Below are 14,411 nucleotides of genomic sequence, written 5' to 3' on the forward strand. Positions count from 1 at the left end.
CGGTTAAGTAATCTCTCACGTACACGCGCGAGGGTGGAAAGAAAGGACGGCGCGCGTCAAGCGTCTAGGACGGCACTCGCGCCGCCGCAATCCACGCCCATGCCGCCAGAGCGCACGCACCACCGCTCGCAAGCAGCATCGCGTCCTGCCGCAACATGGGGAACAGAGACGCCCCCGCCAAGGCGCCGGCTACCAGCCCGACCCACAACAAGGCATAGCCGGTCCAGCCGGGATGTCGCCGCCCGGTGAGCAGCCCCGACAGGCCAAAGCCAAGTCGCACCAGGCTGCCGGTCATATAGGTAAGGCCAAGCGGCGCCTCTCCCTCCCGCTCGAACACGGCATTCTCCGCCCCCATGGCGATCGCCAGCAGCCCCGGCGTCCAGAGCCCCGGCCAACTGCCCGCCGCCGCCGCGCAACCCAGCAGCAGCGCAACCAGGAGCAACACCGCCGCGCTTTGCCGCCGCCCCGCTTTGGTCCCCACGACGGCTCCCAGAATGACCCCCGCAACGAAGCAGAGGATCAGCGTCCCTGCCGCCACCGCCTCGGCCCGCGCGCCCGCCAAGCCGACCGCGAGCCGGGTCGAATTGCCGCTCATGAAGGACACGAAAAAGCCGGACGTCGCCAGAAAGCCAAGCGCATCGACATAGCCCGCCAGAAAAGCGAGACAGACGGCCAGCGCCCGCAACGAGGGCGCGAAACGGATCATGATCTAAACACCTGTCCCCAACCCCGTCATGCCAGCGCGGGCTGGCCTCTCTCATCTTCTCTCAACGGCGCGATAAATCAATGAAAGCGGGATGCCAGCTTTCGCGGGCATGACGGCGGGATATCATGCCAGACTCACCCTGCCCCCCGCGTGCCGCTCCAGCCGTCCGCCCAATTCCAGTTCCAGCAGCACCGTCTGCACCACCGCCGGCGACAGCCCTGACAAGCGGATCAGTTCGTCGACCGGCACCGCCGCATGGCCCAGCAGCGCCACCACCGCCGCCCGTTCGCTCTCCGCCACATCGCTCGACACCGGCTCGCCGACGAAGTCGAAGGATTTCGGGGCCGCCTCCACTACCACCGTGCCAAGCGCCAGCCCGGCGATGATCCGGTTGCGTGCCGGGAAATGCCGGGAAAGCGGCTGCACGCCGGGCGGATGTTCGGTCACAAGCAGCCCGCGGTCGGCCACCTGGTCCTGCAGGACGGCATTTTCCGGCGGAAACACGACGTCGATGCCGCAGGCGATGACGGCGATCGTCCCGCTGTCGATCGATCCGCGATGTGCCTCCGTATCGATCCCGCGGGCAAGGCCCGAAACGACCACCGCATCATGCTGTCCGATATCCTGCGCCAGCGTCCGCGCGAACCGGCATGCCACCGCCGATGCGTTGCGCGCGCCGACCATAGCGACGCAGGGCCGCCCCGCGAGCGTCGCATCACCCTTGACGATCAGCGCGGGCGGCGCCCCATCCATCTGGTCGAGCAGCACGGGATAATCGGCGTCGCCCATCAGCAGGTAACGTGCACCCAGCGCGCGTGATGCCGCGATCTCACGCTCGACCGCACCGGCGTCGGCCACGCTCGCGCGCCCCCCGCCGCGCTCGGCCAGCATCGGTATTGCGCGCAATGCCTCCTGAGCAGACCCGAAGCGCGCCAGCAACTGCCGATAGCTGACGGGCCCGATGCGCGGCGACCGGATGAGGCGGAGGCGGTCGAGCCGCTCGCCCTCGCTCACTCCTTGCTGGACCCGATCTTGGGCTCAGCACCCTTCATCAGCCGCCCGATATTTTCACGGTGCCGCCACAGCAGGATCAGCGCCATGGCAAGGCTGACGGGGATCAGGTCGATCCGCCCGAATGCCCACATTGCGATAGGAGCGCTTATCGCCGCCGACATGCCGCCCACCGAAGACCAGCGCGTTCCGAACAACATCCCCAGCCACACGACCGCGAACAGGATTCCGGCGGGCCAGTGCAGTGCCGTCACCACGCCCATCATCGTCGCCACGCCCTTACCGCCAGCGAAGCGCAACCAGACCGGATAACAATGGCCGATGAAGGCCATCGCCCCCGCTATCGGCCCGCCCCCGTCCAGCAGCGCCGCGCCGATCAGCACGGCGGCAACGCCCTTCAGCAGGTCGAGCAGCAATGTCGCCGCCGCCAGTCCCTTGCGCCCCGTTCGCAGAACATTGGTCGCGCCGATATTGCCGGAACCGATCTGCCGCAGGTCACCCGCGCCCGCGATCCGCGTCAGGATGATGCCGAAGGGAATGGAGCCAAGCAAATAGCCCAGCAGCAGCACGAAAGCAGGAAGAAGCCAGGGAGGTGTCATGAATCCGCCGGTAAAATGTGCCCGCGACCATAGCGTGACAGAGCGCCGGAGCAATGGTCGACGCCATAAATAGCATCATGATCCCTATTCGACGTCTTGGTCGAGTGTGGCGCTCACCGGAAACCTCCGGTCACGCTCGCCCGATGTGTCATCGCGCTTGCATTCCACAGCCCCGTGCCTACCCTGTGTCCGCACCCGGAGCCCGCGATGACCGACACCCCCTTGGACACGCTTCTCAACGGCTGGACCAGCATGGCGCTCGCCCCGCAGAAGCTCTGGCAATCCTTCAACAATGGCTGGTCGTTCGGCAATGTGACGATCAGCAGCCAAAACAGCAGCGCGCCCGAAACCGAGCAGGCGATCGTCGCGGTGGAAAGCTATGGCCGGCAGATCGGGAAGCTGATGGACGCCGTCGACCTGCTGATCAAGCGCGAGCCCGACTGGGAGGATACAGAAGCATTCGCCGAAGTGGATAAGCTCAAGGCCCGGATCGAGGGCGTGAAACGCGATATGGCCGTCCGCCGCATCGATCAGTTGCGCGGCGATCTCGCGACGCTGCGCGCGTCGGACGATCCGGCGGACACGGCCCGCTATGACGCCTGTCTCGACGCGCTCCGCCGCCTGCTGGACGAAATGGCGGGCAAGGCGAAGCCCGCAGGCGGTTGACAGCGACGTCTGAGCTGACGACACAGCGGCGATGACGGTCGCTCCCAACGCCCCCATCCTCTTCTTCGATTCCGGCGTCGGCGGCCTGTCCATCCTCGCTCCGGCGCGCGCCGCTTTGCCCACCGCGCCCATCGTCTATGCAGCCGACAGCGCGGGTTTTCCCTACGGAACCAAGAGCGAGGCGGAAATCGCGGCGCGGGTGCCAGCGTTGCTGGGCCGGCTGGTCGAGCGCTATCGCCCCCGTATCGCCGTTATCGCCTGCAACACCGCATCCACCATCGCGCTCCAGCATGTGCGCGCGGCGCTCGACATTCCCGTGGTCGGCACCGTGCCTGCGATCAAGCTTGCGGCGCTTTTGTCGAAGAGCAGGGTCTTCGGCGTGCTGGGCACCGACGCGACCGTGCGTCAGCCCTATGTGGACAGGCTGACGGCGGAACATGGCGCGGATTGTACGGTGCTGCGACACGGGTCGGCCGCGCTGGTACAACTTGCCGAAGCGAAGTTGCGTGGAGAACCGCTAGATCCTGCTGTCGCGCGGGATGCGCTGGCCGGGTTGATCGATCAGCCGGGCGGCGACGCCATGGATGTCGTGGTTCTTGCCTGCACGCACTTTCCGCTGGTGGAGGCCGAACTGGCCGCCGCCGCGCCCCATCCCATGACGTTCGTGCACGGCGGCGACGGCATCGCCCGGCGCATCCAGTATCTGACGCAAGGCCAACCCTGGCCCGCTGCGCCCTTGCCCGGCATTGCGGTGTTCACCCGGCTCGACCGGAGTACCGATCCGCTCCGCCCTGCCCTCGCCGCTTACGGACTTGACCGGATAGAAGCCCTATAAATTGCGGGCTTCAGTGAAAGCCGGAGCCGAGGGTCGATGTGCGCCCCCTTGGCCCCAGGGCTCCCGCTTTCGAGCGAGCATTGCGTGGAAGGGATCATGGGTAGCAGCGCCATAGACAAAAGGTCCAATCACCTTGATCGCATTTTGCCGCTAAGTTGCGAGCGTTTAGCGCTGGCAAAACGCCGGTCGGGCGGGTAAATGCGACGTCGAGGCAGAGGATGGCGCGACACGCATAACCGGCGCGCGGGAACGGGAAGACAGTCGTAGTGAACTACAAGCATATCTTTTCGCAGGCAATCGACCGCCTTCATAGCGAAGGCCGCTACCGCGTGTTCATCGATATTCTGCGCAACAAGGGGGCTTTTCCCAACGCCCGCTGCTTCCACGGTCATAACGGGCCCAAGCCGATCACCGTATGGTGCTCCAACGACTATCTTGCCATGGGCCAGCACCCCAAAGTGGTCGCCGCGATGGAAGAGGCGCTGCACGATGTCGGCGCTGGCTCCGGCGGCACCCGCAACATTGGCGGCAACACCCATTATCATGTCGATCTGGAGTCGGAACTGGCTGATCTGCATGGCAAGGAAGCGGCCCTGCTTTTCACGTCCGGCTATGTGTCGAACGAAGCGACGCTATCGACGCTGGCAAAACTGCTGCCGGGCTGCATCATCTTTTCCGACGAACTGAACCACGCCTCGATGATTGCGGGGATCCGCAACTCGGGTTGCGAAAAGCGCGTCTTCCGCCATAATGACGTCGATCACCTGCGCGAGTTGCTCGCTGCCGAAGATCCTGAAGCACCCAAGCTGATCGCCTTTGAAAGCGTATATTCGATGGACGGCGACATCGCCCCCATCGCCGCGATCTGCGATCTTGCGGACGAGTATAACGCCCTCACCTATCTGGACGAGGTCCATGCGGTCGGCATGTACGGCCCGCGCGGCGGCGGCATTTCGGAACGGGATGATGTCGCCGATCGCGTGACCATCATCGAAGGGACGCTGGGCAAGGCGTTCGGCGTCATGGGCGGCTATATCGCGGCCGACCAGATGATCGTGGACGTGATCCGCAGCTATGCGCCCGGCTTCATCTTCACCACATCGCTCTCGCCCGTGCTGGTCGCGGGCGTGCTGGCAAGCGTGCGCCACCTGAAAGCATCGAGCGAGGAGCGCGAGGGCCAGCAGGCGTCGTCAGCGCTCCTCAAGCAACTGATGCGCGACGCGGGGCTGCCGGTCATGCCATCGGTCACCCACATCGTCCCGCTCATGGTCGGCGATCCGGTGAAGGCGAAGCGGATCAGCGACATATTGCTGGCCGAATATGGCGCCTATGTGCAGCCGATCAACTATCCGACGGTACCCCGGGGGACCGAACGGCTGCGCTTCACGCCGGGGCCGGCGCATGACGAACCGATGATGCGCGACCTTGTGAACGCGCTGGTCGAAATCTGGGACCGGCTCGATCTTGAACTGATGGAACGGCAAGCGGCCTGATCGGGTCGCTAGTCGTTTCTGGTGCGGCTGTAGAGGATGGACAGCCCGCTTAGCGATCCGTTGCGCAGTTGAAAAAGCTGGCTGGGGGTTTGTTGCAGCAATTGCCGCAGCTTGCCCTTTCCTTCGAACGCGGCGCGAAATGTTGCCGACAGGTTCCGCTTTGCGATGGTTTCGAACACCGACCCACACAGGTAGATGCCGTCCCACGCCGTGAAGGTCAGCGTCACTTCGGCGCTGTAGCGGCCAAGCAGCACCGCGAATTTCTTGTCGAGTTCGGGCCCGACGACCGGGCGATGCAATGTCAGGCCGTCCATCAGGTCGAACAGAATATGTTCGTAGGATGCTGTCCCATGCCGGACGATGCTCGCCTTCGCCATGGCCCAGTCCTCCTCGTCGTGAATGGCGTAGGGCGTGTGGCCCGCCTCGCTTTCGACGATCTTCAGGAAGCCATCACGCCGGTCGACACAAGCCGCGCCAAGCCCGCCGCGCCAAGCCGAAATAATGGCATGCCTGCCCTTTTGCGAACGCGTCCGGTCCAACGGGCCGCCGAAGGGCACGGCCCGGGGATGGTCAGCCGTCGCCCATGCGGTCGCGGCGACATCGTTCACGATCACCGGCTCTCCGCCCGTCACCGCAGATAGGCCGGACAAAGAGATAAACCAGCGCCCGTTCGTCGTGCGAACCGTGGCTCCATTCACCGCGCCGGCGATGGACATGAAAAGCTTCGTGTCCCGCAGGCTCAGCCGGGTTTGCGCGGCATAGCGCATCAATGCGTCAGTAAATGTAGGACAATCACTGGCGGCGATATGCTCGACGCCATGAACATCGCCTGGAATGGAGGAAGGCAGGGCGAAATCCACGCCATCGGACCCGACGCACGCAAGAATGGCGGAATTACTTTGCCCTCTGGGCATTATCGCTGGCTGCACGCAGCCGTCCTCCCCTGTTGTCGGCCTTGTCGCCGAATAAGAAGAGCGTAGCGATATTACGACACAAGACAATATCTGGATAAATTGTTGCCGAGAAATTGATCGGATCCGGCAATTTGTCGGACTGATCCCAGATCTTCCTTAGTTTCTGCCTGTATCGGGGACCATAATCGTGCCGCGAAAGCAGTAGCCGCGATAGAGCGAAAGGTTGAGAGAATGTCCGCCATAATGGCGCGCGGCTGCTTCGATTGCATTCGCGATGCCGGGCCTTGGCGAGACGTGGAACTGCGCCAGCCAGTTCAATAACAGGGTTTTCCAGAGGCGCGGCCATCCTTCCTGCTGACCGAAATCGACGATATCCAGCCGCCCGCCTGGGGCGACGCAGCGCGCCGCCTGCGCCAGTGCCGCTTCCCATCCCGGGATCATCGACAGGGCGTAGCTGATGAATATGCGGTCGAACCGCGCCCGCCCGAACAGCGACTGCGGATCGAAGGCACAGGCATCGCCCTTTGCCAGCATCACCCGATCCGACAGGCCGGCCCTGGTGACGGAGGCGCGGGCAGTGTTCAGCATCGCCTCGCTGATGTCCACGCCATGCAACTGGGCGTCCGGCCACGCCTTTCCCGCTGCAATCAGGTTGCGCCCGGTCCCGCAGCCGATTTCAAGCACGGTCCCGCCAGGCGGCGGGGCCAGATCTTTGATCATCCCGTCGCGGCCAAGCAGATAATATTTGCGGGTCAGGTCATAGATGTGCCGCTGATAGCGATAGACCCCGTCCATCAGCCGCCCATGCTCGCTCATGCCGCGGACTTCAGCACATAGAGGTGGACGCCGCCATAAATGGCGGAACGGTCGCGCGCGGTATAATCCAGCGATTGCTCCGCCCGGTACTCCCAGCGGCCCAGCACACCTTCAACGACCCGGCCAGGAAGAATGCTCGGCTCCCCGGCGGTACGGAACAGCACGCGCGCGCCGGGCCTAGCCGTCCGCGTGATTTGCGCCCAGAGCGCGTTCAGTTGAACGTCGTCCATCCAGTCCTGCGCGTCGAGCAGGATATACCGATCGCAGGACGCGGGCGGCTGGCCGGCAAGGAAGTCCGTGAAATTGATGTGGCGAACGTCGACGCGATCCGCCCTTTCCCGCACCGCGTCGTGGTTGGCGGCCTGCAGATAGGGCGGCAATGGTCCTTCACCCTGTCCGCCCTTGGCGGCATAGCCCCGGCCGAATGCCTGAACCGCGAAATAATTGTCCTTGAGGTCGAAGCCGCAGGCCAGCTTTTCCAGCCTCGCCTTGAGGACACTGTCCATCCGCGCGTCGCCGGCCAGCGCCTCGAACTGAGCGGGCGGGATGCCAAGGCCAAAGAGCGAGGCCGGCTGGTTCGTCAGCCAGCGCACAAAGCCCTTGTCGAAGATCGGCGCAAGTTCGCGATCGAAGATTTCGCGCTGCTGCTCGCGATTTTGCGCGTCCAGCATCCGGGTGGGATTGACCCCATGCAATCGCGCCAGCAGATGCGCCGCACCGATGAAGCGGCCCAGAAGGCCATGTTTGTAGATCCCCCGCGCGAAGCCGCCGATGCGCCGCCGGCCAATGAGATCGCGCCCTTCCCAATAGCGGCGCGTCGCTTCGTCCAGATGCGGCGCCACAATGTCGTGATAGGCCGCGATGTTCGCCCGGTCGTCAGCGCGGGCGAAGAAGCGGTGAAAGCTGGCATGATCGGGCAGGGTCCGCGCCGCCGCCAGCTTCAACCGGTTGAGCGCGATATGGGCGGTGTTGAGATCGACCGCCGTTATCCTCGCCGGATCGGCCGTCAGATAGGACAGCACATTGCATCCCCCCGACGCGATCGTGACGACATGATGGTCCGGGCCGATGGCCAGCGCTTCCATGTCCACGGCAGGATCTTCCCAGATCTGCGCGTAGACAAGACCCCGAAAGGCAAAGGTGAAGGCCCGCTCCAGCAAGCCCTGCTTCGAAAGATGTCGGTGCCGATGCACCGCATTGGTGACCTTTCGATGGCCCTTGTTCTGAACGGTCGCCGCCATGTCCGCACTCCTCGCTGCCGGGTCGCTGGCGGTGCCGATAGGGCAATGGCATGTCATGGGCATGACGGACCGGTGACGGGCCGATGACTCCCCTTTGGGCAGGGGCCTTGCGGAACCGGAATGACATCTCCCATCTTCTTGCATTGATGGCGCATTGGATCGAACCCCACCCCACCGGCATATATGTCCGCCCGGCCGACGCGTGGATCGATCCGTCGCTGCCGCAGGAACGGGCGCTGGTGACGCATGGCCATGCCGATCATGCGCGCGGCGGGCATGGCCATGTCTGGGCGACGCGTGAGACGCTGGCGATCATGGCGCTGCGTTATGGCACCGCCAGCGGCACGGCGGTGGATTATGGCGAAGATGTAACAATGGGCGGCGTCGCCATCCGCTACGTCCCGGCCGGCCATGTGCTGGGATCGGCACAGATCCTGCTCGAACATGCCGGCGAACGGGTCGTGGTGACCGGCGATTACAAGCGACGACCCGACCCCACCTGTCTGCCCTTCGAGCCGATCCCCTGCGACATATTCGTGACGGAGGCAACGTTCGGCCTGCCCGTCTTCCGCCATCCCGACACCGGCAGCGAGATGGACCGGCTGCTTGCCGCGCTCCACGCCCACCCCGATCGCTGCGTGCTGGTCGGTGCCTATGCTCTGGGCAAGGCGCAGCGGGTCATCAGCGAACTGCGCAGGCGCGGCCATCATGACGCCATCTATATCCATGGCGCAATGGAACGGATGTGCGCCCTCTATCAGGATTTTGGCGTGGACCTGGGCGAACTGCGCCCGGCGACCGGCGTGCCGGCCAAGGACATGCGCGGCCATGTCGTGCTGTCGCCGCCTTCCGCGCTCAACGACCGCTGGAGCCGCCGCCTGCCCGATCCCATCACCGCCATGGCATCGGGTTGGATGCGCGTGCGCCAGCGGGCGCGGCAGAAGAATGTCGAACTGCCGCTTGTCATTTCCGATCATGCCGACTGGGACGAACTGACCGACACCATCCGGGAGGTCGCGCCTGTCGAAACCTGGATAACCCACGGTCGGGAGGAAGCCCTGCTCCATTGGTGCATGACCCACCAGATCCGTGCCCGCGCGCTCGCGCTCGTCGGCCGCGAGGATGAGGACGAGGGATGACGGCCTCCAACCTGTATCCGCTGCGTGCTCTCATCTCATGAGGCAGTTTTCCCAACTGCTTGACGGCCTCGTCTACACCCGCTCGCGCAACGGCAAGCTGGACCTGATCGCGGCCTACATGCGCGACGCACCCGATCCTGATCGCGGCTGGGCGCTCGCGGCGCTTACCGGCAATCTGGACCTCAAGGCGGTCAAGGCTTCCGCCATTGGCGAGATGATCCGGGCCCGTGTCGATCCGGTCCTGTTCGAGATGAGCCGCGACTATGTCGGCGATCTCGCCGAAACGGTCGCCCTCCTCTGGCCCAAGCGGGAGGACCAGCCCGCCGAAGTGGACGACGGCTCGCTCAGCCTTTCTGCCGTCATCGATCGGCTGCACAGTGTCAGCCGGGCCGCCGCGCCGCAAGCGCTCGCGCAGATGATGGACCATCTCGATTCATCGGGCCGGTTCGCCTTGCTCAAGCTCGCCACCGGAGGCCTTCGCGTCGGCATTTCGGCGCGCCTCGCCAAGACCGGCTTCGCCTCGGCATTCGGCCTGGATGTCGACGATGTGGAGCAGGTCTGGCACGCGCTTTCGCCGCCCTACGCCGCGCTGTTCGACTGGGCGGAGGGGCGCAACGGCCGTCCCGACCCGGGAGGCACGCCCTATTTCCGCCCCTTCATGCTTGCCCATCCGCTGGAGGCGGACAGCGTGGACCTTGCCGATTATGCGGCCGAATGGAAATGGGATGGCATTCGCATCCAGATTGTCGGCACGGGGTCCGAAACCCGCCTATACAGCCGTGCCGGAGACGATATCTCCGGCAGCTTCCCCGAAATCGCCGCCGCTTTTTCCGGCCACGCCGTGCTGGACGGCGAATTGTTGGTGAAGGGCGAGGTTCAGGGTGCCAAGGAACATGGTGGCGCCGCCGCCAGCTTCAACGCGCTCCAGCAGCGGCTCGGGCGCAAGGCCGTGACGACGAAGATGATGAAGGATTATCCCGCCTTCGTCCGCCTCTACGACCTGCTGATCGAGGGCGACGATGATCTGCGCGCCCTGCCCTGGGAACAGCGCCGCGCCCGGCTGGAAGGCTTCATCCCGTCACTCGACGCCGACCGCTTCGACCTGTCCCAGGTGATAGAGGCGGACAGTTTCCAGGCGCTGGCCGACATCCGGGCCGGTGCGCGCGACGCGGCGATCGAGGGCGTGATGCTCAAGCGCCGCGACAGTCCCTATGTCGCGGGTCGCAAGGCTGCCTTGTGGTACAAGTGGAAGCGCGATCCGCTGACCGCCGATTGCGTGATGATGTATGCGCAACGCGGGCACGGCAAGCGCTCGTCCTTCTATTCGGACTATACTTTCGGCTGCTGGACCGAAGAGGGCGAACTGCTCCCGGTTGGGAAGGCCTATAGCGGCTTCACCGACGAAGAGCTGAAATGGCTCGACCGCTTCGTCCGCCAGAACACGGTTAACCGCTTCGGCCCGGTGCGGGAGGTCGAGAAAACGCTGGTGCTGGAAGTCGCGTTCGACTCCATCCACGACAGCAAGCGCCATAAATCCGGCCTCGCCATGCGTTTCCCCCGCATCGCCCGCATCCGCAAGGACAAGCCGGCCGCGGAGGCGGATATGGTCGAAGGGTTACGCAAGCTGGTGACTTAGCGCGCGCCCGCAAAGAAGCGGCCGGCCCGCATATAGCCGGACCGGCCGCTTCCTCCCGTCATCACATCGGTCAGGGCATCAGCACCGTGTCGATGACATGGATCACGCCGTTCGACTGGTTGACGTCAGCGATCGTGACCTTGGCCTTGCCGCCCTTGGCATCCTGCAACCAGACATGCGGCCCTTGTACCCAGGCGGTCAGCGGCTCGCCCTGCACGGTCGTCAGCGTCACCTTGCCACCGTTCGCCTTCGCCTGAGCCATCAGATCAGCGGCGCTCAGCTTGCCGGGCACCACATGATAGGTCAGCACGCTGGTCAGCTGCGCCTTGTTCTCGGGCTTCAGCAGCGTGTCCACGGTACCGGCAGGCAGTTTAGCGAAAGCCTGGTTGGTGGGCGCAAAGACGGTGAACGGTCCAGGCCCCTTCAGCGTATCCACCAGGCCGGCCGCCTTCACCGCAGCGACCAGCGTCGTGTGATCCTTGGAATTCACGGCGTTGTCGATGATGTCCTTGGTCGGGTACATCGCCGCGCCACCCACCATCGGGTTGGGCTTTGCGGCCATATGGCCATTGTGCGGCTGTGCCACGGCGCCTCCGCCAGCGACCAGCAGAGCGCCCGCAAGAGCCAGCGAGACAGAAGAGATTTTCATGAGAGGCATCCTTCCTCGAACCGTCCCCGTCGCGCGGAGACGGCGCTACTACGTCTGGGGAAGCTCCGGGATGCATGCCTGCCCTAAAAGACAGGGGGGTGATGGCCCCTGCGCGCATCTGACTTTGCGCTGTCACCTCCCGTCCCTATATGGGCGCTTTCGCGCGGGGTCGCGCGGCAGGATATGGAGACGAAATGAGCAAGGTTCTGGTCATCGGCGCGGGCGGCGTCGGCTCTGTCGCGGTTCACAAGATGGCGATGAATCCCGATATCTTCAGCCATATCACCCTCGCCAGCCGCCGGATCGTCAGTTGCGAGAAGGTCGCCGAATCGGTGAAGGCGCGCACGGGCGTCACCATCGACGTTGCGCAGGTCGATGCCGACAATGTGGAAGAAACCATCGCCCTGATCCAGAAGGTTCAGCCCAAGCTGGTCGTGAACCTGGCCCTGCCCTATCAGGATCTGGCGATCATGGACGCATGCCTCGCGACCAGGACCGACTATCTCGACACCGCCAATTACGAACCGCGCGACACCGCCAAGTTCGAATATAGCTGGCAATGGGCTTATCAGGAGCGTTTCAAGGAGGCCGGCATCATGGCGCTGCTCGGCTCCGGCTTCGACCCTGGCGTCACCAGCGTGTTCGCCAGCTACATCAAGAAGCATCTGCTCGACCGGATCGACACGCTCGACATTCTCGACTGCAACGGCGGCGACCATGGCCAGCATTTCGCGACCAACTTCAACCCGGAAATCAATATCCGCGAAGTGACCGCGCCCTCCCGCCACTGGGCCGATGGGCAGTGGGTCGAAGGGCCTGCGCTCAGCCACAAGCAGGTTTTCGACTTCGATCAGGTCGGCGAAAAGAATATGTACCTCATGTATCATGAGGAACTGGAAAGCCTCGCCAAGCACTATCCCGAGATCAAGCGCATCCGTTTCTGGATGACGTTCGGCGACGCCTATCTGAAGCATCTGGAGGTGCTGCAGAATGTCGGAATGACCCGGATCGATCCTGTCATCTACAATGGGCAGGAGATCATACCGCTCCAGTTCCTCAAGGCCGTGCTGCCCGAGCCGTCGAGCCTGGGCTCCACCACCAAGGGCAAGACCAATATCGGCGACATCGCCACGGGCCAAAAAGACGGGACGCAAAAGACTGTCTATGTCTACAATGTCTGCGACCATGAGGACGCCTATGCCGAAACCGGCAACCAGGCGGTCAGCTACACCACCGGCGTCCCCGCAATGATCGGCGCGGCGCTGATGCTGACCGGCGCTTGGCGGGGCGAAGGCGTGTTCAACATCGAGCAGTTCGATCCCGATCCCTTCATGGACATGCTGAACAGGCATGGCCTGCCCTGGCAGGTGAAGGAACTGGACGCGCCGCTGGATTTCTGACGACCTTAGTCGTCACCCCAGCGAAGGCTGGGGTCTCGTGCGGCTGGGTCGTGCCCCTATCGCCTGAGACCCCCGCCTTCGCCGGGGTGACGGGAGAAATACGACCATGGAAACCCGCGCCGGCGATCCCGCCGCCTTCGCCCGCTTCGATCTCTATCGCGTCCCCTCGCCCGCCTTCGTGGTGGACGAGGCCGCGATCCGCCGCAACCTCGCCGTCCTGCGCGACATTGGCAACCGCGCCGGGATCAAGGTGCTGGGCGCGCTCAAGGCCTTTTCCATGTGGTCTCTCGGCGGCGTGGTCGCCGAATATCTCGACGGCGTCTGCGCCTCGGGCATCTATGAAGCCCGCCTTGGCCGGGAAGAATATGGCGGTGAGGTCGCCACCTACTGCGCCGCCTACAAACCCGAAGACCTCGCCGAAATCCTGAAGATCAGCGACCATGTGATCTTCAACAGCCCCGGCCAGATCGCACGCCTCAAACCCGTCATCGACGCCGCCCGCAACAACGGTGTGAACTTCGACATCGGCCTGCGCCTGAACCCGCTCCATGCCGAAGGCGAAGTCCCCAAATATGACCCGTCGCAGCCGCACAGCCGCCTGGGCTTCCCGGTCGACCAGCTAAGGCCCGAGCATCTGGACGGCGTATCCGGCCTTCACATCCATAACCTGTGCGAACAGGATTTCCTGCCGCTTCAGCGCACCTGGGCGGCGATCGAATCCCGCGTGATGCCGCATGTCGCCAACCTCAAATGGCTCAATTTCGGCGGGGGTCATCATGTCACCCGTGCCGACTATCAGATCGACGACCTCATCGCCTTTCTCCACCGCATCAAGGTGCAGACAGGTCTGGAACTCTATATCGAACCCGGCGAAGCGATGGCGCTCGACGCCGGCATCCTCGTGGGCGAGATACTCGACGTGATCGACAATGGCATGCCCGTCGCTATCACCGACATCAGCGCCACCTGCCACATGCCCGACGTGATCGAGGCGCCCTACCGGCCCGCCATGCTGCACGAACAGGCGGACGGTCCGGTGACCAGACTCGGCGGACCGTCCTGCCTCGCCGGCGACATCATCGGCGACTATCGAGTCCCCGGCGGTGCCGAACCGGGCGCGCGGATCGCCTTCCTCGATCAGGCGCATTATTCGATGGTAAAGACCAACACCTTCAACGGCGTGCCCCTTCCCGCCATCTGGCTATGGAACAGCGAGACGGATCAACTCACTGAAATAAAGTCGTTTTCCTATGGCGACTTTAAGGCTCGTCTCTCCTGACGCACGTTTCATAGCCTGCCGCGCAAC

14 protein-coding genes are annotated in these 14,411 nt (G+C 64.1%); 7 read left to right on the forward strand and 7 right to left on the reverse strand.

Features of this window, described 5'->3' with window-relative positions:
- Positions 1–64 precede the first annotated feature (64 nt).
- From AX724_RS17450 to plsY, 3 genes are all read right to left on the reverse strand, one after another.
- Positions 65–706: a YoaK family protein gene (locus tag AX724_RS17450; RefSeq protein WP_066768811.1), complete on the reverse strand. Its 642-nt coding sequence runs from the start codon at positions 704–706 to the stop codon at positions 65–67.
- 123 nt (positions 707–829) lie between these two features.
- Positions 830–1,720: a DNA-processing protein DprA gene (locus AX724_RS17455; protein ID WP_066768814.1), complete on the reverse strand. Its 891-nt coding sequence runs from the start codon at positions 1,718–1,720 to the stop codon at positions 830–832.
- Positions 1,717–2,316 carry a glycerol-3-phosphate 1-O-acyltransferase PlsY gene (gene plsY / locus AX724_RS17460; RefSeq protein ID WP_066768991.1) on the reverse strand — a complete coding sequence of 200 codons (600 nt, stop codon included), beginning with the start codon at positions 2,314–2,316 and terminating at the stop codon, positions 1,717–1,719. Before plsY ends, AX724_RS17455 begins: the two co-directional genes overlap by 4 nt.
- A 207-nt stretch (positions 2,317–2,523) precedes the next feature.
- Here plsY and AX724_RS17465 point away from each other — a divergent pair, with 207 nt between their 5' ends.
- From AX724_RS17465 to hemA, 3 genes are all read left to right on the forward strand, one after another.
- Complete coding sequence (locus AX724_RS17465) at positions 2,524–2,982, forward strand: hypothetical protein (protein ID WP_066768816.1); 459 nt, start codon at positions 2,524–2,526, stop codon at positions 2,980–2,982.
- Positions 2,983–3,013: 31 nt separating this feature from the next.
- A complete protein-coding gene (gene murI / locus AX724_RS17470; protein ID WP_066768818.1) occupies positions 3,014–3,817 on the forward strand; it encodes a glutamate racemase in 804 nt (267 codons plus the stop codon).
- Between the two features lie 266 nt (positions 3,818–4,083).
- Positions 4,084–5,310, forward strand: a complete 1,227-nt coding sequence (hemA, locus tag AX724_RS17475) for a 5-aminolevulinate synthase (protein ID WP_066768822.1) — start codon at positions 4,084–4,086, stop codon at positions 5,308–5,310.
- Positions 5,311–5,318: 8 nt separating this feature from the next.
- Here hemA and AX724_RS17480 read toward each other — a convergent pair whose 3' ends face one another.
- From AX724_RS17480 to AX724_RS17490, 3 genes are all read right to left on the reverse strand, one after another.
- A complete protein-coding gene (locus AX724_RS17480) occupies positions 5,319–6,170 on the reverse strand; it encodes a glucokinase (protein WP_197421623.1) in 852 nt (283 codons plus the stop codon).
- A gap of 210 nt (positions 6,171–6,380) precedes the next feature.
- Positions 6,381–7,040, reverse strand: a complete 660-nt coding sequence (locus AX724_RS17485) for a class I SAM-dependent methyltransferase (protein ID WP_066768828.1) — start codon at positions 7,038–7,040, stop codon at positions 6,381–6,383.
- Positions 7,037–8,281, reverse strand: a complete 1,245-nt coding sequence (locus AX724_RS17490; RefSeq protein ID WP_066768830.1) for a DUF3419 family protein — start codon at positions 8,279–8,281, stop codon at positions 7,037–7,039. Before AX724_RS17490 ends, AX724_RS17485 begins: the two co-directional genes overlap by 4 nt.
- A 146-nt stretch (positions 8,282–8,427) precedes the next feature.
- Between AX724_RS17490 and AX724_RS17495 the strand changes: the two genes are divergently transcribed.
- Together AX724_RS17495 and AX724_RS17500 are read left to right on the forward strand one after the other, a co-directional pair.
- Positions 8,428–9,420: a ligase-associated DNA damage response exonuclease gene (locus AX724_RS17495; protein ID WP_066768832.1), complete on the forward strand. Its 993-nt coding sequence runs from the start codon at positions 8,428–8,430 to the stop codon at positions 9,418–9,420.
- A gap of 37 nt (positions 9,421–9,457) precedes the next feature.
- Complete coding sequence (locus tag AX724_RS17500) at positions 9,458–11,056, forward strand: cisplatin damage response ATP-dependent DNA ligase (protein WP_066768835.1); 1,599 nt, start codon at positions 9,458–9,460, stop codon at positions 11,054–11,056.
- Between the two features lie 70 nt (positions 11,057–11,126).
- On the opposite strand, the gene AX724_RS17505 is transcribed toward AX724_RS17500, so the two are convergent.
- Positions 11,127–11,705 (reverse strand): fasciclin domain-containing protein, encoded by a 579-nt coding sequence (locus AX724_RS17505; RefSeq protein WP_066768846.1) that lies wholly within the window; start codon positions 11,703–11,705, stop codon positions 11,127–11,129.
- A gap of 194 nt (positions 11,706–11,899) precedes the next feature.
- Between AX724_RS17505 and AX724_RS17510 the strand changes: the two genes are divergently transcribed.
- Together AX724_RS17510 and AX724_RS17515 are read left to right on the forward strand one after the other, a co-directional pair.
- Positions 11,900–13,105 carry a saccharopine dehydrogenase family protein gene (locus tag AX724_RS17510; RefSeq protein WP_066768848.1) on the forward strand — a complete coding sequence of 402 codons (1,206 nt, stop codon included), beginning with the start codon at positions 11,900–11,902 and terminating at the stop codon, positions 13,103–13,105.
- Positions 13,106–13,211: 106 nt separating this feature from the next.
- Positions 13,212–14,384: a carboxynorspermidine decarboxylase gene (locus AX724_RS17515; RefSeq protein ID WP_066768851.1), complete on the forward strand. Its 1,173-nt coding sequence runs from the start codon at positions 13,212–13,214 to the stop codon at positions 14,382–14,384.
- Positions 14,385–14,411 lie beyond the last annotated feature (27 nt).

The organism is Sphingobium sp. CCH11-B1, assembly GCF_001556865.1.
Classification (GTDB): Bacteria; Pseudomonadota; Alphaproteobacteria; order Sphingomonadales; family Sphingomonadaceae; genus Sphingobium.